The sequence below is a fragment of the Clostridium sp. NSJ-145 genome, from assembly GCF_021044725.1.
GTDB classification, from domain to species: domain Bacteria; phylum Bacillota; class Clostridia; order Clostridiales; family Clostridiaceae; genus Clostridium; species Clostridium disporicum_B.
On the sequence record NZ_JAJNOS010000016.1, the window covers coordinates 64,419 to 91,374 of the forward strand.

A 26,956-nucleotide genomic window follows, 5' to 3' on the forward strand; every position below is an offset into this window, starting at 1 on the left:
CTGCTTTTCTTCTCTTCAAAAAACTTCAATATTATCCTCTAAATCTTTAATACTTCCATGCTATTCAAAAGTAGTTTTTATAGTAAAATGTCTTGGAAGCCTTGAAGCCCTAACCCTAAACTTCTCTCGTATATCCTTTCTTAAATATTATAATCTAGTTTTAAACATATAAAAAACCCTAAAGGTTGTACAAAAGCCTTTAGGGTAAAATATTAAGCAGTTTCTTTTAAACTGTTAGTATTCTTATTTTTCTTAGCAAACTGTGGTAGGATAAATCCTAATAATATTAATATAAATGGTGTTACTATGTTTAATATTAATTGGAACTTGTCCTCTGAATACATACCACCTATACAGGCAAATGCAGTGAATGCAAAACACCATATTCCTATTATTATTCCAAGAGTTTTATTTTTTACGAAATAATATTCTCTTTCGAACTTATCTCCAGCTTTCTTTAATGCAATATATGCAACAAATACCCATAAATATCTTAGTGGCATACATACTGCATTTAACTTAACAAGCCATCTTACTAATTCATCAACACTTCCAATTCCCATTGCTGGAACTATTATAAGTATTGATACAATTACAAATATTAGCTTATGTCCATTTACATATGCTCCATTTTCATTTTTAGCAAATAATTTTTCTGGGATATACTTTCTATCACCACTGTTAAGTAACATACGTAAAGGTGCGTCTATTGATATTATTAAAACAGCAAATTGACCTATCATATTTGTAATAGCATAAAGAATTACAAATAGATTTCCTAGTTTATAGTATTCACCTAGTTTTTGGAATGCATAGTATGCTCCATTTGTCATTAAGTCTTTTGGAATATTGTTTGAATCTATCATTAATCCTAATGATATAGTTCCAAGTATTGCAGTTACAGCAACCATTACTGCAAGAGCTATCATTCCTCTTGAGAATCCTTTAGCTGGATCCTTCATTTGATTTACATATGGTGATATTTTTTCACATCCACCAACTGCAAATACTAAAATTGAAAGACTTGTAAAGAATGCACCATCAAATTTAGGCATAAATGTACTCCATGACCAATCAATTTGATTTAATTGTACATTTGTAATAGCAGGCGCTGCTAACATTAATAAAATGAATAGCATTGACATTATAAACATTGATGAACCTGCTAAAGCTGATAATTTCTTTAATGGATTAATTCCTTTACCTGCAATATATAATGCAACTATAAAGACAATTAAACAGCTAACTTGTAGTAATACCGGATTCATTTGACTAATTCTACCATCTTGGAAAATAGCCCAGCTTGATGCTATCATAAAGCTATTTGGCTTTTGTGATAAGTATGGCATATGGACAATCCAGTATGTCCATCCTGCAAAGTAAGCAATTTTAGGATTTATAGTTTCTCCAACCCATGAGCTAACTCCTCCCCCATGGCTTTTAAATGCAGAACCTAGTTCTCCAACCATTAACGCATATGGTACAAAATATATAGCAAAGATAATAATCCATGCTACTATTGCTTGCAGTCCATTGTACTCTGAGAATCCGTTAATTACGTTACCAAATCCCCAAACTCCAGAGAATGCCATTAACGCAAGACTATACCACATAATCTTCTTATTGTTGTTTTCAGTCATATTATGACCCCCTCTTTTGTAAAAAACTTTAGCTAATCTTTAGCCCTAACTATTTTACCACTTTTTTATCATAAAAAGTATAATTTTCTATATTTTTTATAAAAAATTAAACGCTACATAAAATAAAAGCAAGTCAAAAAATTTCTTTTTGACCTGCTTATAAATAAATTTCTATTTTATATTCTTACCTTTATTATAGTACTCTTCCATTATATCCTCTGGAACCATATTTCCACCTGTTGCCCAAACTATATGTGTTGCATTTTTCATGTTTTTTATTCCTTCTTTTTTAATATAATCCTTACCTTTAGGTGAAATTTCAATATTATATGGACCTAGCATACCAGCTAAAGCACTTGGCTCTAGTCTAATATTTTCTAAATCTATTGTCTTATATAAATATTTATACATTCTTTCATCTGTAATAGTGTAACTACCGCTAATAAACGGTTCCATAATGTTTCCTACAAAACTTGATGCTCTTCCTACTGCTAACCCATCAGCATCAGTTTTATTATCAATATTAAAATCTTGAACACATATCTTATCATGATAGCCTGTGGAAAGTCCTAATATCATGCATGGTGAGTGAGTAGGCTCTGCAAAGAAGCAATGCGCATTATCTCCAAATACTTCTTTAATACCAAAAGCAACCCCACCAGGTCCTCCTCCAACTCCACATGGCAAGTATACAAATAGCGGATGTTCTTTGTCTACTTTTATTCCAAGCTCTTCAAATTGCTTCTTTAAACGAAGTGCTGCTACCGAATATCCTAAAAATAGCGTTTTAGAATTTTCATCATCTACAAAATAACAGTATTCATCTGCTTCAGCTTGTTTACGTCCTTCAGATACAGCTTTACTATAGTCATCTTTATATTCAACTACAGTAACACCTTTGCTTCTCAGCATATCTTTCTTCCATTTCTTTGCATCAGCAGACATATGAACTGTAGCTTTAAATCCTAATTTTGCAGCCATAATTCCAATAGATAATCCTAAATTACCAGTTGATCCTACAGCTATGCTGTACTTAGAAAATAATTCTTTAAATCTATCTTCTGCTAATATGCTGTAATCATCCTCTAATTCTAACATTCCTTTTTCTATAGCAAGTGACTCAGCAAAATGAAGAACCTCATAAATTCCTCCCCTAGCCTTTATCGATCCTGATATTGGTAATTTGCTATCGCATTTTAAATATATGTCTCCTTGAATTTCTTCACCTGACTCTTCATTTAAGTATTTATGCATATTACTTATTTTTACTATTGGAGATTCAATTATTCCATTTAAAGCTTTTGTATCTGAAAAAGCTATAGCAAGGTACGGGGCAAACCTTTCCCAACGCTTTGCTACGTCTACTATATCATCCATTGAAAATCTGCATTGTTCAATTGCTTTTTCTGCTTCTATTTTGTTTGGATTAATGAATACTGTTTCTTTTAATTCTATTAAATCCTTGATTATTGGGAACTCTCTTATCCAATCTGACATTGCTCTATCTAAAATCATTACATTACCTCTTCTACTAAAATTTAAAGTATTCCCGTAAGAACATTTATCCACCTACTTAAGATTAAATGAACGGTAAACACCACTATAATTTCCAATATTGTACTACAAGTCGTTGCAACAACAATTCTGTTAAGTTATACTTAACAATTTCAAGTTAATATTAACAGTAAATATGTTTTTTGTAAATATATATCGCTAAAAAAATTAATTAATACTTAACACTATCATTTTTAACCTTAACTGATTATTTACCTTTATCAACCTAAGTATCTATCATCAGTTAATGCTTTTTATTAAACAACTATAGAAAAAATAAAAAGGAGCTTAACAGCCCCTTTTTTTAATATTTATCAAGTTTTAACCGACTTCTAGTTAAACTATACTTAACACCTTGTAATAAATTAAAAGCTTGGTGGTGTTACTGCAAATATTACTTTTGCAAGTTTTGTATCTATATTTTCCCACTTATGATCTGTCATTGGAGGAATACGAATACTATCTCCTTCATCTAAAGAATATCTTATACCCGCTACAATTATATCTACTCTTCCTTCAATTACATATGCTACCTCTTCACCTTTATGACTTTCTGCTTTCTCTACAGATTTACTGTTATTTGGAATTTCCATCATACAAAACTCTATTGACCCTAAAGTATTTGGAACTAATAAATCATATCTTACATCACTTTGATTAGGAAATCCTATAGTTTTCCTATTATTTTTTCTTACAACTAACTCTTCTTTTTCTGGGTCTTCCTTAAAAAAATAAAATAATGGAACATCTAGAGTATTAGCTATAGCCCTTAATGTATTTATTGATGGATTTACAAGACCACGTTCTATCTGACTTAACATAGAGGCTGTAATTCCTGATTTCTTTGATAACTCTCTTACACTTGTATTTCTTGCATTTCTAAAATCTTGAATTTTTTTACCTATGTTTAACTCTTCCATATTACTACCTCTATCTTTATATTTTTATATATTATAACATACTAACTTTCTATTTTGTAGCATCTGGAGTAGTAGATAGATATTGAATAATAAAAAATAACCTGATAAGTAAATTTACTTATCAGGCTATTCTATGTTTTTTTAAACTTAATTTCTATTACTTCATTAACTTACAAATATTATTTGCAAAGTCTACTGGGTCTTCTATGCTTAAGCCTTCTACTAATAAAGCTTGGTTGTATAGAATATTTGTGTATAATGCAAACTTGTCTTTATCATTTTCAAAACTTTCTTTTAGTGAGTTAAATACTTCATGATTTGGATTTATTTCTAAAACCTTATCTGCTTTTACACCTTCATTGTTTGGCATTGAATTTAGAACCTTTTCCATTTCAATTGAAATTTCCCCTTCTGATGATAAACATACAGGGTGGTTCTTTAATCTCTTAGAAACTTTAACTGATTTAACCTTACCATTTAAAGCTTCTCTCATTGATTCAAATAAATCTTTGTTTTCTTCACTTATAGCTTCATCTTTTTCATCTGCCTCTATACCTAAATCACCACTTGAAACTGACTTAAATTCTTTTTCTTTATAGTTCATAAGCATTTTTATAGCAAATTCATCGACTTCTTCAGTAAAGTAAAGAATTTCATATCCTTTATCCTTAACTAATTCAGTTTGTGGAAGCTTTTCAATTCTTTCATTTGATTCCCCAACTGCATAGTAGATGTATTTTTGATCTTCTGGCATTCTTTCTACGTATTCAGCTAAAGTAACCATCTTCTTTTCTTTTGAAGAATAGAACATTATTAAATCTTGTAGAGTTTCCTTATTAGCACCGAATTCCTCATAAACACCAAATTTTAATTGTCTTCCAAATGTCTTATAGAACTTATCATAAGACTCTCTATCATTTTTAAGCATATTTTCTAATTCATTTTTAATTTTATTATTTATGTTCTTAGCAATACGCTTTAATTGTCTATCATGTTGTAATAATTCTCTTGAGATATTAAGAGATAAATCTTGTGAATCTACAATACCTTTAACAAATCCAAAGTAATCTGGTAAAAGGTCTCCACATTTCTCCATTATTAATACACCATTTGAATAAAGCTCTAAGCCCTTTTCATAGTCTTTAGTGTAATAGTTAAATGGTAAGTTTTCTGGAATATAAAGAATTGAATTATAGCTTACCATACCATCAACACTTATATGGATATGTTTTAATGGTTTATCAAAACCAAATCTTTTTTCCATATAGAAGTTGTTGTAATCTTCGTCTGTAAGCTCAGATTTGTTTCTTCTCCAGATTGGAACCATACTATTTACAGTTTCTTCTTCTTTATACTCTTCATAATCACTTTCTGAACCTTCTTTAAGCTTTGACTTAGTTACGTCTAACTTAATTGGATATCTTATAAAGTCAGAATACTTCTTGATTAATGATTTTATTCTATATTCATTTAAGTATTCATCAAAATTTTCATCTTCAGTGTTTTCTTTAAGATGTAATATTATATCTGTACCATATGAATCTTTTGTAGCATCTTCTATTGAATATCCATCAACGCCTTCTGATTCCCATTTATAAGCTTTATCACTTCCAAAAGCTTTTGTTATTACAGTAACTTTATCTGCAACTAAGAATGCTGAGTAGAATCCTACACCGAATTGACCAATTATATCATACCCATCTTTTATTTCATTTTCTTCTTTAAACTTAAGAGATCCACTTTTTGCTATAGTTCCTAAGTTTTCTTCTAAGTCTTCTTTTGTCATACCAATACCTGTATCAGATATTGTTAATGTCTTAGCTTCTTTATCTTGTGTTATTTTAATAAAATAATCTTCTTTATTAAATGTAAGCGAACTGTCACTTAAACTTTTATAATAAATTTTATCAATAGCATCACTTGCATTCGATATTAACTCTCTTAAAAATATCTCTCTATGTGTATAAATAGAGTTAATAACAATATCTAATAATCTCTTTGATTCTGCTTTAAATTGCTTCTTTTCCAATTTAAATCTCCCCTTCTACTGTAAAGATATTTTTATTAGCACTCTACTTAGCTGAGTGCTAATCACAATTTATGTTATATCATTTTTTCAATTTATTGTCAATCTATCTAATTTGACAGTATTTTCTCAAAAAAAGTCGTATTTATTTATTTCTTAAAATTAACATCAAAAAGCTAAGAATTATACATGTAATTAATAAGCTCCTATTTTTACTTTAACTAACCTACATTTACTATAAAAATTTTATATCGTATGAACAGTAATAAAAATTTATATTTAATATTAATAGATAAAAAATATAGCCATAATTATAAACTACTTTCCTCTTTGTCTATAACTATGAGCTATAAAATTTTCTTTTCTACTTTATATTAAATATATATGATATTCTTAAAAATAATAAATCTTTACATGCATTTATTGCTGAATATTATAGTATACAGCTCCTACTAATCCTGCATTATTACCTAGTTCTGCAGCTTCTAATCTTAAATTTTCTCCAAACCTCTTCATCACATTTTCTAATACATATTTCCTTAGAGGTTTTATAAAAAATTCTTCTTGTTTACTAACCCCTCCACCAATTATAATAATTTCAGGATTAAATATATGAACTAGACTTACTAATCCTTTTCCAATATTAATAATCCATTCATCTAATATTTCTTGAAGCTTTTTATTTCCTCTTGATACTTCTTCAAAAATAACCTTCCCATTTAAATCTTCTTTTTTAAATGAAAGAATATCTAACTCTTCAAATTTATCTCTAACTATTTTTATTAAAGCCGTTGTAGAAGCATATTGTTCATAACATCCTATATTTCCACAAGTACACTTTTTTCCTTCTGAATTTATAGAAAAATGACCTAGTTCACCTGCAATTCCTATACTGCCAAGAAGTATCTTAGAGTCTACAATAATTCCTCCTCCAACCCCTGTACCTATAGTAACTCCTACAATATTTTTATAACCTCTGCCTTTTCCTACCCATTGTTCACCTATAACCATACAGTTAGCATCATTTACAACAGTTGTCTTTATATTGTATATCTCTTCTAACTCTTTTTTTATCTCTGTCCCACACCAGTTTTTTATATTTCCCCCTACACCAATTATGGTACCTGTATTACTATTAACTTGTCCAGTTGCAGAGACTCCTATGCCTTCTATAGACTTCATATCAATATAATTTTCTCTTATAAATATTTCTATAGACTTTTTTACTGTATCAAATATTGGAGTTTCATAACTATCAAAAGCTACATCATAACTATTACTTAAGAGTATTTTCCCTTCTTCTGTTACCATTCCAATCTTAACAGCAGTTCCACCTATATCTATTCCCAAATACATATTTTTCACCTTCTAACTTATAGCTTTTATAAATCTATTTGTTATTTCTAAAGGTCTAGTAATAGCTCCACCAACAACTACTGATGTAGCTCCTAATTCAAGCATTTTCTTAGCTTGTTCTGGATAATGAATTCTTCCTTCTGCAATTACAGGAATTTTTATAGAATTCACAAGATTTTCTACTAACTCATAATCTGGTCCATCAAGCTTAGTAGTATAGCTTGTATATCCACTTAAAGTAGTTCCAACCATATCTACTCCCGCTTTCCAAGCATTAATACCTTCTTCTAAGTTTGATATATCCGCCATTAACAATACTCGAGGATATTTTTCTTTTATAGCTTTTATAAATTCCGCTACTGTTCTGCCATCTTTTCTCTTTCTTAATGTACAGTCAAGTGCTATTATATCCGCTCCTGCTTCAACAAGCTGGTCTACTTCATCCATAGTAAAGGTTATATATTGTTCATACCCATCATAAGACTTCTTTATTAATCCTATCACCGGTAAATTTGTTTCTTCTTTTATCGCAATAACATCTCTCACTCCATTAGTTCTTATAGCACAAGCTCCTGCTTGTTTTGCTGCTCTTGCCATCAACGGCATAATAGTATCATTCTCTAAGTATAATGGCTCACCAGGTAATGCTTGGCATGATACTATTAATCCACCTCTCAATATATTTAATATTTCTTCCTTTCCCATAATACTCCCTCCATCCATAGCATTTTAAAACTCTCTTATATTCTCTTATAGAAATCTCATAAACTTTAAGTTTTCATTTTCAAAGAAGTTATTTAATTCGTGATCATATTTAGGAAATATAATATGCTTTTTATCGCAGTTTAAATTATTATATACAGCATATTGTGTACTTGGAGGACAGATTGTATCTAACAAAGCTGTTCCCATTAGTATTTCACAATTCAATTTATTTGCAAAATTCACAATATCGATATATCCTAACTTTTCAAATACTTCTTTTTCCCTTAGGTGCATAGGGTCAAACCATCTAAAATAGTATCTAAGTCCCTCATAAGCATCCACATCTAAATCCATATCATATACTCTCTTAAAATCACATAAAAAAGGATACTGCATAGAGCATTTCTTTATATTTTTATTCAAACTACTTACAACTAAAGCTATAGCAGCACCTTGTCCTTTTCCAAATGCTATCATCATACTTTTATCAGTTGATTCTAACTCTTCCACTATCCTTGATAATATATAAGCATCTAAATAAACTTTGCAATAATACATATTTTCTTTTACGTCATCTAATCCATTAATTAAATGTCCACATACAGTAGACCCTTTTATATTTCCTAAATCTTCGCTTTTTCCACCTTGACCTCTACAATCCATAGCTACTACTGAATAATTAACTCCTATATATCTAGTAAGATGATGCCAGCTTCTGCTTGCTTTCTTATAATCATGAAACTCTAATACAGTAGGTACTTTTTCCTCTGTATTAGGTCTTATATACTTAGCATAAATATTTGCACCATCAATACCTCTAAAGTTTATTTCATAATAATTTCCATTGTTATTATTGAAATTCTTATTAGTTATCCTATAATCTAACTCTAAATTATCGGCTAAATCTTTTTGTTTTTTCCAGAATAAATCAAAGTCTCTAGGTTTTATAGTCTGTCCTAAATACTTTTCCATATATTTCATATTCATATCTAAAGCAGGCATTTAATCATCCTCCTTTAAGAAAAAATCTATTAACATATCATCAAATTCGCCTATTTCTTCATGAGTATAATCAGGAAATATTATATGTTTCTTTTTTGAACCTATATTATTATAGATAGCAAATTGTGTAGATGGTGGACATACATTATCCATTAATCCTGTACCAAATAGAACTTCACAATTAATCATATCTGCAAAATTATGCACATCTATATATCCTAGCTTCGTAAACATTTCATCTTCTTTATCATTCATTGGATTAAACCATCTAGAATAATACCTTAATCCTTCATAAGCTATCATGTCTAAATCCATATCCCAGACTCTCTTATAATCAGATAAAAAAGGATAAAGTGCCGCACATTTCTTTATTATTGGATTAAGTGCTGCACAAACTAAAGCAATTCCTGCACCCTGACTAGCTCCATTTGCATATATCCTTTCTTTGTCTATTCCATTAAGCTCTTTGACAATTCTACATAATATAGATGCATTTTGAAATAACTTTACATAATACATGTTACAGATATCTCCATCTAATCCGGCTACAATATGGCCACTAACTGTAGTACCTTTCATATTAGTATAGCTATCTCCATTTCCTCCTTGTCCAGGACAGTCCATCGCAATAATAGCACAGCCCATTCCAACAAAAGATAATTGTTCAAACCACCCTCTGCTTGCACCTGGATACCCATGAAACTGCAAAATCAACGGTACATCTTCATCAGTTTTAGGTCTAATGTATTTTGCATACACCTTCCCCCCATCGATACCTTTAAACCATAAGTCTAAAAACTCACATCCCTCAAAACCTCTTATTTCACTTTCTGTTATTTTATACTTTAATGGATGATTTTTAACTTCATTAATACGCTCATTCCAAAACTCACTAAAATCACTTGGTAAAGTATTAGTCCCTTTATATTCTCTTAACCTTTCTAAAGGCATATCTACTATAGGCATTTTCCCCTCCTACTAAAAATAAACCTCAATTTAGCTCTAAAGCTCATCTAAAAATTCTACCCCTGTAATCTTATACGTATCTCTAAGCTTTATATAACCTTCTTTAAATTCATTTTCTGCTTCTTCTGTTAAATTTTCAAAAGGTCTACGACAATAACCTGCATTTATTCCTCTCCATCTTAATACAGCTTTCATACCTGCATAAAAAGATGGTAATTTAAGTGAATACATAATTATCTCAACAGCTTGACGTTGTAAAAGCTGTGCTCTCTCAATATTATTTTCTTTTATAGAATTATATATATTTATAAATAACTCTGGCATTATATTGTAAAAAGATCCTATAATCCCATCAGCACCTGCTAATAACCCTGACATAGACATTTCATCACAACCGGAATAGACTAGGAAATCTTCCCCAATCTCATCTTTTATTTGAGTTATTTCATAATGGCTTAATGCTGTATATTTAATGCCTTTAACATTTTCAATTTGCGCTAAACATTTTATTACATTCATACCTAAAAGTCCTACTAATGGTACATTGTAAACTATCATTGGTAAACTACATGAATTAGCTATATCTTCATAATATTTTACTATTTGATTTTCATTAAACTTCCAATAAAAAGGAGGAACACTTGATATTCCAGTTGCTCCTACTTCTTCTGCATGTTTAGCTAAATCTATTGAAAGCTTTGTACCAATTGCACCTACATGAACTACAACAGGTACTCTTCCTTTTGTTTCATCCATAACAATTTCTACAACTCTTTTTCTCTCTTCACTACTCATTGTGAAACCTTCACCTGTAGAGCCTGTTAAATATAAGCCATCAACACCTTTATCTATTAAATATGAAACTAATTGTCTCATACCTAATTCATCAATATTTTCATCTTTATCAAATACAGTTAAAACTGCTGGTATTACACCTTTAAAATCCTTAATATCAAACTTATTCATTATAAGCAATCTCCTTAAATCGATTTTTTAACCAAATCTTATATTCTAGATTAATTCCTATTTTTAAAATACTTAGAATTTCTACTATAAACTTTTTTCTCTACTTATCCTTTTACAGCACCAACTGTAATACCTTGTGTAAATGATTTTTGGCATATTAAGAATATTATTATCATTGGAATTGATGCTATTGCTGCACCAGCCATCATCAAACCATAATTTGTAGTAAACTCAGCCTGCATCAACGCTATACCTAAAGGAAGCGTTTGCATATCTGTACTTCTTATTAAAATTAATTGCATGAAATAATCGTTCCATGATGTTATGAAAGTAAATATTGCAAGTGCTCCAATTCCAGGTTTAACTATAGGAATTACTACATTCCTAAATGTTCCTAATTGAGTACATCCATCTATTCTTGAGGCTTCTATAAGTTCTGAAGGAATTGTTTCACTAAATTGTTTCATAAGAAAAATACCAAATGGCCATCCTACTGCTGGAAGAATTAATCCTCTATACGTATTAATCAAATCCAGCTTTGTCAATAAATTAAATAATGGTACCATAATTACTTGCTTAGGTAGAGCCATAGCCGCAATTAAAGCCCAGAATATAAGATGTCTTCCTGGAAATCTCTTTTTAGCCAAAACATATCCAGCTAATGTTGATGTAACACAAACTAACACCGTAGTAGAAATAGCTATAAAAAAGCTGTTAAATGTCCATCTCACTAATGGCTGCTTTGCTAAGGAAATCCAATTCTTAAGCGTAAAATCTGTTGGAAACCACTGTGGTGGTACTGCAATAGTAGCAGCTTGATCTTTAAATGAACCTGTTATTATCCAATAAAATGGGAAAATAAATATAATCGTTAGCATGCATAATATTATAAATGATGCAATATTCCCTGGGGTCCACTTAGTTCTTGTATCATAAAGCTCTTCGGTTTTCTTTTTTTTCTTTTTATTCATTAACATATAAAATCCTCCTAATAATCAATTCCTGATCCTAAGAATTTGTATTGTATAATTGATATTAAAATTACTATAACTGCTAGAACCATTCCCATTGAAGATGCCAAACCAAATTGACCTAATGTAAATGATTTTTCATATACTTGATACATAATTGTTGTTGTTGAATAGTTTGGTCCTCCAGCTGTTAATAACTGGATTAATGAGAAACATTGGAATGAGTTAATTGTTGTAATAATAAATATATATAGACTTGTTGGCTTTAACATTGGCCAAGTAATATTCCAAAAGACTTGTCTTGAATTGGCTCCATCTATCTCTGCTGCCTCTAAGTAATCTTTTGGGATATTACCTAAAGAAGCCATATAAAGAACTATAGGTTGTCCAACAGATAAAGTTACAAGAATAATAAGAATTGCCCATTTTGCTATAGTAGGATTAGAAAGCCATAACTGTGGAGTTCCTCCGAATTGTTCGATTATATAATTTAATATTCCATAATTAGGATGTAAAATCCATCCCCATACAACGGTAATACTAACTACTGAAGCTATAGCTGGAAGATAAAACACTGATCTAAAAAATGACCTCATTTTAGAAGACCTCTTGTATACTGTTGTAGCAACAAAAAGTGAGAATATTAAAACACATGGTACATTTCCTAATACTAAAACTAATGTATTTACTAATGATTTCTTAAAAACTGGGTCATTAAATATCTTTATATAATTTCCAAGCCCAATCCATTCTTTTTTTCTTAATGTGTAATTCATAAAACTCATTATTATTCCTTCTCCCATAGGAATAACAACAAATATTACGAAAAAAGCCAAAGCTGGTAGCAAAAATATGTACGCTGCTATCCATTCCTTCACTGCCAATTTATTAAACTTATTATATTTTATCTTTACTTTCTCTTTATTTGTAGAAGTATTAATATCCATTTAATAAATCCCCCCTTATATTTTAGGAAGGGGTTATACCCCTTCCCTTTTCTCAACTAATTAATTATTATTTAATGTACTATTTGCATTTTCATTTAATTTATCTAATGCTTCTTGTATTGGTGTTTGTTTTAATGTTATTTCTTGAAGTGATGGGAACCAGAATGTTCTCATTTCTGCGAAACCTGGTACTGTATTATAGTAAGGTGCTAAGTATTTTCCAAATGCTTCAGCAGCCTTCATCTCTTCATCATCATATAAATCCTTTACAGAATCTCTAACTGAGAAAGTTCCTGTAGCTTTTATATTTTTAACTTGCCACTCTTCATCGTTACAAGCAAAATCAATAAATCTCTTAGAAGCTTCTATTTTAGCATCATCTTGATTATCAAATACGCAATAACCACCAATTAAGAATTCTAATCCTAACTCTCCTTCAGGTGAAGGTATTGGTAATAATACATCTTCAAAATCACCAAGCTTTAACTCTGCATTATTAGCCTTTAAACCTGTTGAATAAAGAATTGTAAATGCTGATTTACCTTGAACAAATGAATCAATAGCATCACTTGAAGTTAATCCTTCAGATCCAGCTCCTATTAATCCTTCATCAATACACTTATTTACCCACTCTAAAGCTTCAACCATTTCAGGTGAATTTAAAGTATATTCACTTAAATCATCATTAAAAATGCTTCCTCCAAAAATATTAGCAAGGAAAGCTCTTGTACCTTGGTCACCAGCAGTACTCTTACTAAAGAATGAAACTGGAATTATATCTGGATTAGCTTCTTTTATACCTCTAAGCGCAATTTCAAATTCTTCAATTGTCCAAAGTCTATCTTCTTTCTCTAATGGAAGTAAATCTAATAAACCAGCTTCTTCAAACATTGTCTTATTTGCAGCCATTACAAAAGCTGTTGTATTAAATGGATACATATAGTATGTGTCATCAACTCTACATCCTTGTAAAATTTCTTCTGATACATCACCATTAAGCGCCTTAATCATATCATCTACGTCAGCTAAAACATCTTGTCTTCCGTAATCGATTATTCTTCCTGGTGCATCATAAAGTATATCTGGTGCTGAATTTGATGCAATTGCTGCTGTTATTTTTTCTCCTCCCCCATTGAAAGATATCATTTCCAAATTTACTTTAACGTCTGGATTTTTAGCTTCGAAATCTGATATTATTTGTTTTTCATATTTTCCAACCTCATCATCGATAGTTGCAAAATTAGGGAATGCCCACCAAGTTATCTCTGTGATATCTGTTACCTCAGTATTAGCCTCAGTGCTATTACTTGAATCATTTGATTCTTCTCCAGTTGACGAATTACTTGAACTACATCCTGCTAAAGAAGTAATAGTTAAAGTTGCAGCTAAACATAAAGATGTTAATAGCTTTAATTTTTTCATAATAAATTCTCCCCTCTACACTTAAATATATATATTAATATTTTATTAATATCCAACTTAAACTCATAAGCTTTATTCCTACTAACATACTTCTATAAATAGTCGCGTGAACATTTTCACGCGAACATTTTATTCATGCAACTTTCTACTAATAAACTTCTATTATTGCTTCATTTAACTTATAGTTTTATAAATTTTCTTTTACTATTATTTTAAATTCGTGTTCATTTTTAATTTTCTCTGGTTTAACTCCTCTATATATACACTCAAACATCATATTTATTGCAGTATGACTCATTTCAAAATAATCTGGTGTTATGGAAGCCTTAACCTTACCTTCCTTAATAAATTTCTTTATCTTATCTGATAATCCAATTGTCACTATCTTTAACTCATACTCCTCTTTTTCAAAGATATATTCAATCATACTTTCTAAAAATCTACTAGCATAAACTGCTTTAATATCTTTAGTTAAATATTTATTTATAACCTCTGGAATATTATTTTCTAAATCACTTATAAAAATAGGACCAATAATATCATTCTTTCTTTCTTCTAATAATTTCTGATATACGCCCTCAAAACTATCTTTAGCTGAAATCATGTCATCATCTGTTTCAATCAATAGAACCTTATCACCTTTTTCTAAGGAATTTAATAATAGATTTCCTAGTATTCTACCTAACTTGTTATAATTTGAATAAATACTTATTGTTCCCCTATCTAAAGGCAAATCTAAAGCTATAAAACTAATATCAGGATTATCAATTTTTATTTTTTTTATCTTTTCCTTCAAAAGAGGCGTAATTATTATTCCATCTACTTGCTTTTGCCTTATTACTTTTTTTACTCTTTCTACCTGCTCCTCTGGAAAATCTATATGAGTCTCAACAATAAATAAATTAAGCTTATACATACTCATATCTTTATATGCTGCTCTTAATCCCCTTTTAATAGTTTCTGTATAATAATTATTCCGTCCTTTAATAATAAATGCATAAATATTCTTTTCATTTTTTAAAGCAAGGCTTGTACTAATAGGATTCTTAACATATCCAAGTTCTTCACATAAATCGAGTATTCTTTTCTTAGTTTCCGGTTTAATGTTTCCTTTTCCATTTAATGCTCTTGCTACAGTTGTTCTTGATACATTTAAAATTCTTGCTATATCTTCTTGTTTTACCATTCATGCCTCATCCCTTTTATATGTCTATAGATTAATTCTAATAGGTAAATGTTTACAATTCAATCCTCTAACACTAACTTTAACTCATCAAATTAAGCTATTTTCAGTTATTATTCACCAAATTTTTATAACTTATCTCATAAAACATCATTGTTTGTTTTAAGTTCATATAGTTTTTGAAACACTCTCTTACTTATTACAATATTTTATACTACTCTCCTACAAACAAGTTTTTGTTGATTTTAGTATAGTAATTCAAACTTTATACCCAATAATTATTCCCCTTATATTTCCTATAAAATTGTATTAATTTTAATATAATTTAATTTACTTAATTAAATAGACATGTTAAAATATCAAAGTCGGTATTCTTTTAAGAAACTGAACTAAGCAAAATGTTATTTTTTTGCCGAATTATATCCATTATGGAGTAAGAACGGAGGAGTCAAAATGTTAAAAACAAGCGGGATGGGAAGATCTCAAACTAAGATAAGAAAGTTAGTTATTATCGCTATGCTTTCTTCTATTTCTATTTTTCTAGGAGTATCTGGTCTTGGATTTATAAGATTGCCAGCATTCAGCCTAACTATTATGCATTTACCTGTAATTATTGGTGCAATTTTAGAAGGTCCAATAGTTGGAGCTTCTGTAGGTTTAATGTTTGGTTTATTTTCAATGTATCAAGCTCTTACAGCACCAAATGTCACATCATTTTTATTTCTAAATCCATTAATAGCTTTAGTACCAAGAATTTTAATCGGATTAGTAGCCTACTACGTTTATAAATTCTTAGTAAAAACTTTAAAAAAGCCTAAAATTTCTATTGGTATTTCTGCTATTTTAGCAACTTTTACTAATACTGTAGGAGTACTTGGATTAACTTATATTCTATATTTAGAAGAGTATGCAAAAGCAATTAACATTTCACCAAATGTGGTGGGAGCTACATTATTTGGAGTTGCTACTTCAAACGGTCTATTAGAGGCTATTGCTTCTGCATTAATCGCAGTACCTGTTGTAATGGGTGTGTTAAAAATTAAAAGACAATAAAAAGTTATATATGAAATATATATTTCTAATTTAATATAAAACTTAAATACAAAACAAAAAGTTCCTCTAGTTAATATCTTGTTAATCATAGAGGAACTTTTTATATAAATAAAACACCATATTAATTTGTACTATATATCCTATAAATGAATTATATAATAAACCTTATTTAAACTCCTTTTTAATCTCTTCTATAAACATTTTTGTTGCTGTTGAAAAAATTTGATTCTTTTTCCATACCAAAACTGAGCCTGTTTCTAATCTTGGATAAAAGCTTTTAAAACAAATATTACTTCTATCACTTACAAGACTTTCTAAACATATAGCATATCCAATATTCGATTCTACAATGGCTATGGCATTATTAATTAAATTGAATGTAGCTATAATGTTACCACTTTCGAAATCATTTCCAAACCAATTAGCCAATTCATTTTGAATAGATATTCTTTTAGAACATACAATTGATTTATTCTTTAAATCTCCTGGCGTAATGTATTCCTTGTTAGAAAGAGGATCATCTTTTCTCATAGCAACTCCCCAATTATCTTTTTCCTTTAATCTTACAAACTCATACTTACCAATATCTACAGGTTCAGTTAATAATCCAATATCAATTAACCCTTTATCAATTTTCTCTTTAATATCATCAGCATTTCCACTATGCAAATCATATTTAACTTGAGGATATTCTTTATTAAAACTTTTAATAATTCTTGCTAACTCCTTCATTCCACTTGTTTCACCAGCTCCAATAAATATTTCTCCTGAAAGAAAATTCTTCTGATTTAAGAACTCTTTTTCAGTCCTATTTGCTAAATCAACAATCTCTTCTGCTCTACTTCGTAATAACATCCCTGCTTCAGTTAACGTTATAGCCTTTTTACCACGCACGAATAATTGAACACCTAGCTCTTCCTCTAGTTGCATCAACTGCCTACTTAAAGTTGGTTGGGTTATATGTAAAATATTAGCTGCATTTGTTATACTATCTTCACTTGCAACAGTTAAAAAATATCTAAGAACTCTTAGTTCCATCATCGTAATCCCCTTTATATCTTTTCCATTTATCTAAATTAAACTTATATCATATTTCTTAATTATATAATAACTAAAATAATCTTCCATGTCTAATACTTATAATTAATGATTATATATGCCTAAAAAACATTTATGCTATGTATATTTATAAAAAAAGAACAAAGTCTAGCAAATTTATTGTTAGTCTTTGTCCTTTTTATTTTTATGATAAATTATATACCCCTAATCTTTCCATTTCCAATCTTCACCTTTTGCTGCAATTTCAAAATGGCACTTTACAATCCCTAAATCCAATTTAGTATAAAATCCTACACCAGCCTTTGCCGTTACTGTATTTCCCTCTAATGTAAAATGAAATTTTTGTTGGTTCATAGCAGTAGGAGCAAGCAATGCAGCTTCCATTCCGTTCTTAAACCATTCTGGCATTTCTCTATCTACTGTACAAAGTGATTCTATAGATTTGTTTTTATGTGGTACTCCTTCACTTTCGCCATATCCTAAAGATATTACGCAACTAAGTTTTTCCCCTTTTTCTATATTATATTTAGCTTTCCCTTTGCTATAAGTCATAGCAACCCAACATGTAGAAAGTCCTAACTGAGTAGCTTTTAATACAATTTTTTCTCCCCAGTATCCACATTTCTCCTCAAAGTCTTTTCCTTTTTTCCCAACTATAGCTATATAGTTATTTACATTTTTGAATGAACCATAATGTGCCATAAAGCTATTAAATGCATTTGGTTCATTTAAGCATAGCTGAATATTCATCCCACTTTCTTTATTGCATTCATCAATATATAATTTAAGTTCCTTTGCTACATTAGTATCAATTTTTTCTGAAGTATAGCTACGTACTGAATGTCTTTTTTTCATTGCTTCAAAAATTTCCATAATATCAATCTCCTCAACTTTCTATTTAAATGTATTTATCCAAATCATTACTCATCAACCTGTCTTTTATCAATCGGTTCAAATTCTTTTACCACATCATAAATATGATTAACTAAAGATGATACTTTTTCCCATTGTCTTTTATTTGCATCCATATAATAATAATTTTTTGTTCCTTCTCTACGCATATTAATAATCCCTGATTCTTTTAATATTTTTAAATGATGTGATACTGCTGGTCTTGATAAATGTGTTTTCTTTGTGATTTCTCCTACACGAATACCATTGCAATCACTTTCTAAAAGAGCAATGATAATAGCTTGCCTTGTATCATCCCCGATAGCTAAAAGAACTTTTTTACACTCTTTAAATTCTCTTGTTATAATATTTAAGCTTTTTTGAAATTTACACTCTTTCATAAAACATCTCCTATAGCTCAATTATCTGTGGTTTTATATCTGGATCATGATTTGCTAAAACGTTTATACAACCTTCTTTGTATGCCATATCTCTAACCCACTGAAGTGTCTTTACCATTTTATTTTTATCTGATTTTTAATTATGATAACTCTCTTCAATTCTTTATAATATTTTTCTATTAGTTCAATCTTTTAAACCATTGTATCACAATTATTGTTTTATAGTTCAATGGTAAAGAAAATCAAGACCATAGATTTGGTTGATTAAAGTTCTATAAATGTCTACTACTGTCAATATCATTTATGCCTATGCTCTTACTTATAAAACCCTATATAAGTTGTTTAATTTAAATATTATGTATATAATATAATCTACTTAATAAAAATATCATTAAAATATAATTTAAGGAGATAAGTACAATGAATAATGGACAAGAAAGATTTTTTAACTTTATAATGGAAAGAGTATCATCAGAAAATCAAGAGAAAGCAAAAGAATTATTAAGTGAAAGCTTTGCTAAGCAGAATGATGGGTCTTTTAATAAAGAGTATATGATGAGCTTTATTCCAAGAATGTTAGAATTAATAAAACCAGAATTTATAGATGAAGTAAAAAATATAATGTCTAACCATAAAGCATAAATTATACTCATCCTAGTTATAAATATTAAATAAGTTATAGTGATGTCTTCACCTTATTTAAACATAAATATGCCTTCCATAGATATAATAATTCTATGGAAGGCATTTCTTTGTATTAGTGTACCTAAAATAACTATTTATTATTTTGCGCCATAACACCAACTAATTTATGAGGAATGTATGGCTCTTCTAAGTATTCTATTTCCTCTTCTGTTAATCTTATAGGAATAGCTTTTACTGCATCTTCAATATGAGAGATTTTTGTTGCTCCAACTACAGGTGCTGAAGTCTTTGATAATAACCAACCTAAAGCTACTTGAATTCTTGTCATACCTCTTTTTTCAGCTATTTCAGCAACACGCTCAACGATAATTCTATCTTGATTAGCCGTTAAATCATATTTACTTTTAGCAAATGAATCTTCTTCTAAACGCTTTGTAGTTTCTGACCAATCTCTAACTAATCTACCTGAAGCAAGAGGACTATATGGAGTCATCGCTATATTCCCATCTTTACAGCAAGGAACCATTTCACGCTCTTCCTCTCTAAATAATAAATTATAATGATTTTGAATAGAAATAAATTTACTCCATCCATTTTTCTCCGCAATAGAATTTGCCTTTTCTAATTGCCATGCAAAACAGTTAGAGATACCAATATAACGTATTTTACCTTGTTCTATTTGCTCATTTAATGCTTCCATAGTTTCTTCTATAGGTGCAGTATAATCCCACATATGACAAATATATAAATCAATATAATCTGTTTCAAGATTACTTAGACTTTGATTTAACATGTTATTAATATGTTCTTTAACAGTAACATTACTATCTATTTCCTTTTGAGTTCTTGGAAGAAATTTTGTAGCTATTACAACATCTTCACGTTTAGCTAGCTTTTTTAAAGCTCGTCCAAGGTACTTTTCACTTGTACCATTTTGATAAGCTATAGCAGTATCAAAAAAATTAATTCCTTCATCAAGAGCCTTTTTTATAATCTCTGTAGATTTTTCTTCATCTAAGGTCCAAGAATGAATTCCCTTATTTGAATCTCCAAAACCCATACACCCAAGACAGATTCGTGACACATTTAAGTCCGAATTACCTAATTTAATATATTCCATAATATCCTCCCAAAGTTATATCTTCACTACTACTTTTTTCTTATCATTCAAAGTTATAGCTTACTTTTTCATATTAATTTTATTATTTATCGAAACAGATGTCTAATGCTTATAAGTTATCTATAACTATGCCTAAATTTTATTTTGTTTCAGGAATTCTTTGAATAACTTCTACAAATGTAAATTTCCCATCTTCATATTCATATTTAAATATTGCACAGTTAGAAAAAGCATTTCTAGGTAAATTACTTGGATCATAGCAATGTTCTAAAAATCTAAGACATGCACCTGCATGAGAAACTGCCAAAACGATCTTATGATCTTCTTTCTCCATAATTTCATGACAAGTCTTCACAACTCTTTCTCTACACATATCTCTTGATTCGCCACCATATTTAGTAAAAAAAGTTTCAAATGTCTCCCTATCAGGATTTAAATCTTCACTTTCTCCTTCAAAAGTTCCAAAGTTCATTTCTTTTAATCCTTTTAAACGCGTATATGGCATACTATTATCTGTTACAATTTCTAATGTATCTGAACATCTTTCTGCTGTTGAACAATATAGATGATCTAGTTCTATCTCCTTAAAATACTCACCAGCTGCCTTTGCTTGTTCAATTCCAAAGTCAGTTAATGGTGAATCACACCATCCTTGAATCTTTCTTCTTAAATTAAATAATGTTTGTCCATGTCTCATCATATAAAATACTTTTTTCATCTTTCCGTTTCCCCCTTTACGTTTATATTTTATTACTTGGAGTTAACTCTAAGTCAATGATTTTTTAGTTAATAAAAAAACACCTTATAGCTTTCACTATAAAGTGTTTTTAATAATTTATATATTAGAATCCAAATGGTATTCCGAATGCAAAGAATCCTAATAATAAGATTGTCCAACCTACTAAGAAGCTTACTGAGTAAGGCATCATTAATCTAATCATATCACCAATTGTATATTCTGGCTTGTACTTTCTCATGAATACTAAGATAATACCAGCATAAGACATTAATGGTGTTATTATATTAGTTGATGAGTCAGCAACTCTGTAAGCAGCAGCAACTACTTCTGGTGTCATGTTTGAATTTACTTGGTATAACATTGGTAAGAATATTGGTCCAAGTAACATCCATTTTGAAGTTAATCCACCAACGAATAAGTTGATTATTGCTGTTATTATAATAAATCCAATTATTAAAAGTATTGGAGCATTTTGTAAGTTCATTGCCTTAAGTAGGTTACCACCTAAGTAAGTAATATAAGTTCCAAGTCCACTCTTTGTTAATAAAGCTAGGAAGTTATATGAGAAGAATGTTAAAACAAGTACTGATCCCATTGATCCCATTTGCTTAGACATACCTCTAACTACATCGTTAGCATTCTTAAATTTACCAACCTTCGCACCGTAGAAAACACCTGGTAAGAAGAATAAGAATGTAATAATTAATATTATGTTATCCATAAATGGAGTTACTTTTGAACCATCTTCTGCAATAAATGTCTTTAAAGGTCCGAAGTATAATCCTACAACACATAATACAGCTATTAAGAAACCTAAACCTGCAAATTTAAGAGCTTTATTTTCTTCTTTTTTAACTGTAAAGTCATCTAAATTCATATCTTCTGGAATTATGTAGCTTTCTTTTTCAAGTCTTGGCTTAACTATTTTTATAGTAACGAAAGCACCAATAGCAGCAAGTAAGAATGTTGAAGCAACTACGAAGTAATAGTGCATTGTAGCTGGATTTAAAGCTTGTCCAGCAGCATTAACGAAAGGAACACCTTGTCCTTCTGCAAATATCTTAGCATTGTTACCAATGATTATATCAATTGGTGTAGCTGGTATTAAGTTAGCACTGAACCCAGCTGAAACCCCTGCGAATGCAGCAGCCATACCTATAAGTGGGTTTTTCTTTAACCCTGCATATAATAAACCTGCTAGTGGTATTAATATAACATAACCAGCATCTGTAGCTATACTACTCATGATTCCTAAGAAAACTAAAACTATAGGAAGCATTTTATCTGAAACTTTTAATCCTACTTTTTTAATTAATGTAGATAATAGTCCTGATTCTTCTGCAAGACCAACTCCTAGCATAACTACTAGTATTGTACCTAATACTCCTCCACCGTATGCTAACCAGTTGTTAAGTAAAGCATTTGAGAAAATCCATTGAACATTTTCAGGCTCTAACATGTTTAAAATTGTATTGGTAGTATAACTACCATCCCCAGCCATAGTTTCAAACGTTTTTCCACCTAATAAGAAAGATGCAGCTAATACAACAACATAAAAAATTGCGAATATTATTACTGGATCCGGTATCTTTTTACCAATTTTTTCAATGAATGAAACTTTTTTCGGTTCTTCTGTCTTTAATATTTCTTCTTTTCTTTGTTCCATTTTTTATCCCCCTTGTTATTTTTTATAAAATTATTGCGAATATGTTATTATATTACTATATGATTAACAATTTATCAACACTTTTATTAAATTTTCTACAAATTTATTTATTTTTCTTGCAATATACTAATAAAATCAATATTGTAAACAATATAATTCAATTGATTTATCAAATTTCATTTTATGTTTTATTATATTTATACTCAATAGCACATAATAATAACAAATATTTATTCCTAAATATAATTACTTAACAAAATAACAAAAGTACCTATTATAACAATAGATACTTTCAAAATATTATTCTATTTTATTAATAATTTAATAATTAAATTAACACTTTATTATTAACAATTTTCTTAAAAAGCTTCTTCAAATTTAATTCATTAATGTAACAATAATATTATTAACATCAAAAACATTGTTAGTTTCAAAAACCTCTGCTAATGTTTCTATGTTTTCTTCTAGATGTTCAATATCTTTAGAATAAGTATGGGCTATATCTACTAGGTCTTCTTCTGAAAGTTTTCCACCCTCTTCAATCCATCTAATTAAATATAATTCTTTTATCATAATATAACTTACTATTGCAGTTTTTATTTTTGCTGATACATCATAATCAAAAACAGCTTTCATAAAATATCTAAACACAAAATACACCAATATATTTTCAAACTTAAATATTTTATCATTAAAATATTTATTAAACTCTCTATGCTTTCTTAAATAAATATCTTCATCTTCTTCACTTTGCCAGAAATATCTTAAAGCATTCTCTAATCCTAATGGATCATTTGGATTTATATGTTTTAAATCTTTAAACACTTTAAATATTTCATTTATATTATTATACTTAAGACTCTCTTTACCTTTATATAATTCTAAATCATTAACTATACTTTCTACAAATTTATTATCTGAATATTTTTCTATTACTTCCTTTATCCCTTGAATATTATTTAAATCTATTTTCTCTTGTATTTCACTTGTAAACTTAAGAGCTATTGATATTCTTTTATTTAAATCAATATCTCTATTTTGTAAAATCTTAAAAACTATATTTCTACTTTGCATAAGATTTATATATAGCATAGCATTGATATCATTATATCCTGTAACTTCTTCATCATTTTCTGTAAGAGTAAAAGTTACTTTTTTATCACTTCTTAAAATAATTCTACAAGCCTCAGGACATGATAAAGATAAACATACTTCTCTTAAACTTCCAAACTCCTCCATAACTCTTGGATATTGTCTACAAGTATAACAAAGACTATCCTCTCCAAGATTAGTATATATATCACACATTTTATTTTCCGTTAGGAATGGACAATTATCACCTTTTAATACAAATATATTTTCGCTTCCTTCAGTTACTATTTCACTTCTTAACCTTTCACCAAATTCACCTTCTACACTCATATAATTGTTATAGCTTTCTTCATCAATAACTATTCCCCATCCTGCGCAACAAGTGTCTTCACATTCTGACGCTATACATTTAAAATCATTAAAGTAATCTGGAACTCTTATTTTCATTTGTTTACCTCACATTATTTTAAAATTAATTTTCACTATCAATTATTTATGGTAGCACCATATATTTATTTTATCAACATCTACTATAAAATCATTTATTAAATGTAATACACCAAATTAATTTAATTAAATAAAATAAATATTGTGATAGATTTTAAGGAGATATTTATGGCAATTGGAAAATTACAATTTCAATTATTTTTTGGTCAAGAAGCATATCCAGTAAAAAATGCAACAATTTTAATTATTGATTCTATTTCTGGTATTCCAGTTTTCGAAGGTTTACTTTCAGTTGATGATAGTGGTAAAAGCGAAATAATAGATTTGTATACATTGGATAAAGAACTTTCAGTGAAGCCTAATCCAAATGTAATACCATATACAACTTATGATGCGTATATAGTAAGTGATACATTTAGAAATGTTTTAATCAAAAACATTGAGATTTTTGCTGATGTTACTTCAATTCAACCAGTATCAATGCTTCCAAAAGGCAAATCAATAAATGAATTTGATATAGTAGATATACCACCTCATGGTTTAGTAAAAGAAAATGAATTTCCTGATTCCGAGGAAAATTCTAATATTTCTTCTAAAGTTTCTGATACTAATAACAAATCTACTTCTTTTTTGCTAAAAAAACCTGTTATTCCTGCTAATATTACTGTACATTTAGGAACACCATCATCAAATGCTTCTAATGTAACTGTTCCATTTACTAGTTACATTAAAAATGTTGCTTCAAGCGAAATATATCCAACTTGGCCTGAAAATGCAATACGTTCAAATATATATGCTCAAATTTCCTTTACACTAAATCGTATATATACTGAATGGTACAGGAGTCGAGGTTATAACTTTGATATTACTAATTCTACAGCTTATGATCATTATTTTGTTAATGGTCGAGATATCTTTGATAATATTAGCAAAATTGTAGATGATATTTTTGATGATTATATAAGTAGAACGGATTTTTTAGAACCTCTTCTTGCACAATATTGTAACGGTACTACTGTAACCTGTAATGGACTTTCACAATGGGGAACTGTTTCTTTAGCTAACTCTGGATATTATCCTTTTAAAATATTAACTTACTATTATGGTAATAATATTGAACTTAGAAATGCTCCTGTAGTAGATGCAGTTGATGGTTCTTATCCTGGAACAGCTTTAAAACTTGGAAGTAGTGGTGACTCTGTAAAGACTATACAAACACAATTAAATAGAATTGCAAAGAATTATCCTGCTATCCCTATATCCCCTACTGATGGATATTTTAACGATACAACAGAGAAGGCAGTTAAGACATTCCAAAAGATATTCAATTTGACACAAGACGGAATCGTAGGCAAAGGTACCTGGTATAAAATCTCTCAAATTTATGTAGGTGTAAAAAACCTTGCAGAATTAGATTCAGAAGGTGAAAAACTACCTATCGAACCTACTCCTCCATCTTATATACTAAAGGTCGGTTCAAAAGGTGATGGAGTTAAAATTCTTCAATACTTCCTAAACTCTATTGGTTTATTTTACGATACTATCCCACCACTTAAAATTGATGGTATTTTTGGTAATGGTACAAAAAATGCTGTTGAAGCTTTTCAAAAAACATTTGGCTTAGATATTGATGGAATAGTAGGAAAAGCTACTTGGAGAAAGCTTTATGAAATTTACAAAACAGTCGAACCATATTTAATCCCTACTACTCCTACTCCTTATCCTGGATACGTAATTGGAGAAGGCGCTAGAGGAGAAAATGTTAAAACAATTCAAACCTGGCTATCTACAATCTCCAAAACTTATCCATCTATTCCTTCCGTAAGTGTAGATGGAATATTTGGACCTCTAACTACAGCTGCAGTTATAGCTTTTCAAAGTCAATTTTCACTTATTCCAGATGGATTAGTTGGTCCTCTTACTTGGGAAAAACTAGATTCAGTATATTCAAGTATAAACAAATAGCAATAGGTGATTATTCTTTTCAAGCTAATAACTAAAAGTAAAATAATAAAATTAATAATTATATTTCTATTCAATTTATAGACTGTTATAAAATAAAAGGGGCTGTCTCTGAAATGATTTTTAAAATCATTTCAGTAGACGGTCTTTTTATTTTTTATTCATATATTTATATGAAATTATTTCTAAATGAACAAGTTTTTTGACACGACAAATAGGAGGT

Annotated in this window: 23 protein-coding genes; 3 read left to right on the forward strand and 20 right to left on the reverse strand. The window is 29.2% G+C overall.

Features of this window, described 5'->3' with window-relative positions; genetic code table 11:
* Positions 1-212: 212 nt before the first annotated feature.
* The 13 genes from LQE93_RS13910 to LQE93_RS13970 all read right to left on the reverse strand — a co-directional run bounded on the left by LQE93_RS13910 (position 213) and on the right by LQE93_RS13970 (position 15,661).
* Positions 213-1,640: an APC family permease gene (locus tag LQE93_RS13910; RefSeq protein ID WP_186838608.1), complete on the reverse strand. Its 1,428-nt coding sequence runs from the start codon at positions 1,638-1,640 to the stop codon at positions 213-215.
* A 171-nt stretch (positions 1,641-1,811) separates the two neighbouring features.
* Positions 1,812-3,155, reverse strand: coding sequence for a D-serine ammonia-lyase (locus LQE93_RS13915; protein WP_231074079.1), 1,344 nt, complete (start codon positions 3,153-3,155; stop codon positions 1,812-1,814).
* Between the two features lie 404 nt (positions 3,156-3,559).
* Positions 3,560-4,114: a helix-turn-helix domain-containing protein gene (locus tag LQE93_RS13920; protein ID WP_055263533.1), complete on the reverse strand. Its 555-nt coding sequence runs from the start codon at positions 4,112-4,114 to the stop codon at positions 3,560-3,562.
* 157 nt (positions 4,115-4,271) lie between these two features.
* Positions 4,272-6,143 carry a molecular chaperone HtpG gene (htpG, locus tag LQE93_RS13925; protein WP_055263531.1) on the reverse strand — a complete coding sequence of 624 codons (1,872 nt, stop codon included), beginning with the start codon at positions 6,141-6,143 and terminating at the stop codon, positions 4,272-4,274.
* A gap of 417 nt (positions 6,144-6,560) precedes the next feature.
* Positions 6,561-7,496 carry an ROK family protein gene (locus LQE93_RS13930; RefSeq protein ID WP_231074080.1) on the reverse strand — a complete coding sequence of 312 codons (936 nt, stop codon included), beginning with the start codon at positions 7,494-7,496 and terminating at the stop codon, positions 6,561-6,563.
* 12 nt (positions 7,497-7,508) lie between these two features.
* Positions 7,509-8,201, reverse strand: a complete 693-nt coding sequence (locus LQE93_RS13935; protein ID WP_231074082.1) for an N-acetylmannosamine-6-phosphate 2-epimerase — start codon at positions 8,199-8,201, stop codon at positions 7,509-7,511.
* 45 nt (positions 8,202-8,246) lie between these two features.
* Complete coding sequence (locus tag LQE93_RS13940) at positions 8,247-9,203, reverse strand: acetylxylan esterase (protein WP_231074084.1); 957 nt, start codon at positions 9,201-9,203, stop codon at positions 8,247-8,249.
* Positions 9,204-10,169, reverse strand: coding sequence for an acetylxylan esterase (locus tag LQE93_RS13945; protein ID WP_055263525.1), 966 nt, complete (start codon positions 10,167-10,169; stop codon positions 9,204-9,206).
* 36 nt (positions 10,170-10,205) lie between these two features.
* Positions 10,206-11,135: a dihydrodipicolinate synthase family protein gene (locus tag LQE93_RS13950; protein ID WP_055263523.1), complete on the reverse strand. Its 930-nt coding sequence runs from the start codon at positions 11,133-11,135 to the stop codon at positions 10,206-10,208.
* A 104-nt stretch (positions 11,136-11,239) separates the two neighbouring features.
* Positions 11,240-12,112, reverse strand: coding sequence for a carbohydrate ABC transporter permease (locus LQE93_RS13955; protein WP_231074086.1), 873 nt, complete (start codon positions 12,110-12,112; stop codon positions 11,240-11,242).
* A gap of 11 nt (positions 12,113-12,123) precedes the next feature.
* Positions 12,124-13,053: a carbohydrate ABC transporter permease gene (locus tag LQE93_RS13960; protein ID WP_055263521.1), complete on the reverse strand. Its 930-nt coding sequence runs from the start codon at positions 13,051-13,053 to the stop codon at positions 12,124-12,126.
* Between the two features lie 60 nt (positions 13,054-13,113).
* Positions 13,114-14,475 carry an ABC transporter substrate-binding protein gene (locus LQE93_RS13965; protein WP_231074088.1) on the reverse strand — a complete coding sequence of 454 codons (1,362 nt, stop codon included), beginning with the start codon at positions 14,473-14,475 and terminating at the stop codon, positions 13,114-13,116.
* A 187-nt stretch (positions 14,476-14,662) separates the two neighbouring features.
* Positions 14,663-15,661, reverse strand: a complete 999-nt coding sequence (locus LQE93_RS13970) for a substrate-binding domain-containing protein (RefSeq protein ID WP_231074090.1) — start codon at positions 15,659-15,661, stop codon at positions 14,663-14,665.
* 450 nt (positions 15,662-16,111) lie between these two features.
* Here LQE93_RS13970 and LQE93_RS13975 point away from each other — a divergent pair, with 450 nt between their 5' ends.
* Positions 16,112-16,711 carry an ECF transporter S component gene (locus LQE93_RS13975; RefSeq protein WP_186838619.1) on the forward strand — a complete coding sequence of 200 codons (600 nt, stop codon included), beginning with the start codon at positions 16,112-16,114 and terminating at the stop codon, positions 16,709-16,711.
* A gap of 165 nt (positions 16,712-16,876) precedes the next feature.
* Here LQE93_RS13975 and LQE93_RS13980 read toward each other — a convergent pair whose 3' ends face one another.
* From LQE93_RS13980 to LQE93_RS13990, 3 genes are all read right to left on the reverse strand, one after another.
* Positions 16,877-17,749 carry a LysR family transcriptional regulator gene (locus LQE93_RS13980; RefSeq protein ID WP_231074101.1) on the reverse strand — a complete coding sequence of 291 codons (873 nt, stop codon included), beginning with the start codon at positions 17,747-17,749 and terminating at the stop codon, positions 16,877-16,879.
* Positions 17,750-17,974: 225 nt separating this feature from the next.
* On the reverse strand, positions 17,975-18,643 hold the full coding sequence (locus LQE93_RS13985; protein ID WP_231074091.1) for a nitroreductase family protein: 669 nt from the start codon (positions 18,641-18,643) through the stop codon (positions 17,975-17,977).
* A gap of 47 nt (positions 18,644-18,690) precedes the next feature.
* Entirely contained in the window at positions 18,691-19,062 is a 372-nt protein-coding gene (locus LQE93_RS13990; RefSeq protein ID WP_055263511.1) for an ArsR/SmtB family transcription factor, read from the reverse strand.
* A gap of 420 nt (positions 19,063-19,482) precedes the next feature.
* Between LQE93_RS13990 and LQE93_RS13995 the strand changes: the two genes are divergently transcribed.
* Positions 19,483-19,704 carry a hypothetical protein gene (locus LQE93_RS13995; RefSeq protein ID WP_055263509.1) on the forward strand — a complete coding sequence of 74 codons (222 nt, stop codon included), beginning with the start codon at positions 19,483-19,485 and terminating at the stop codon, positions 19,702-19,704.
* A 133-nt stretch (positions 19,705-19,837) separates the two neighbouring features.
* On the opposite strand, the gene LQE93_RS14000 is transcribed toward LQE93_RS13995, so the two are convergent.
* From LQE93_RS14000 to fliB, 4 genes are all read right to left on the reverse strand, one after another.
* Positions 19,838-20,827, reverse strand: coding sequence for an aldo/keto reductase (locus LQE93_RS14000; RefSeq protein WP_231074093.1), 990 nt, complete (start codon positions 20,825-20,827; stop codon positions 19,838-19,840).
* A 139-nt stretch (positions 20,828-20,966) separates the two neighbouring features.
* Complete coding sequence (locus tag LQE93_RS14005) at positions 20,967-21,545, reverse strand: histidine phosphatase family protein (RefSeq protein ID WP_055263505.1); 579 nt, start codon at positions 21,543-21,545, stop codon at positions 20,967-20,969.
* Between the two features lie 124 nt (positions 21,546-21,669).
* The gene (locus tag LQE93_RS14010) at positions 21,670-23,232 is read right to left on the reverse strand and encodes an AbgT family transporter (RefSeq protein WP_231074095.1); all 1,563 of its coding nucleotides are present in this window, start codon (positions 23,230-23,232) and stop codon (positions 21,670-21,672) included.
* A gap of 378 nt (positions 23,233-23,610) precedes the next feature.
* Positions 23,611-24,771 (reverse strand): flagellin lysine-N-methylase, encoded by a 1,161-nt coding sequence (gene fliB / locus LQE93_RS14015; RefSeq protein WP_231074096.1) that lies wholly within the window; start codon positions 24,769-24,771, stop codon positions 23,611-23,613.
* A gap of 168 nt (positions 24,772-24,939) precedes the next feature.
* Between fliB and LQE93_RS14020 the strand changes: the two genes are divergently transcribed.
* Entirely contained in the window at positions 24,940-26,736 is a 1,797-nt protein-coding gene (locus tag LQE93_RS14020) for a peptidoglycan-binding domain-containing protein (protein WP_231074097.1), read from the forward strand.
* Positions 26,737-26,956: the final 220 nt, after the last annotated feature.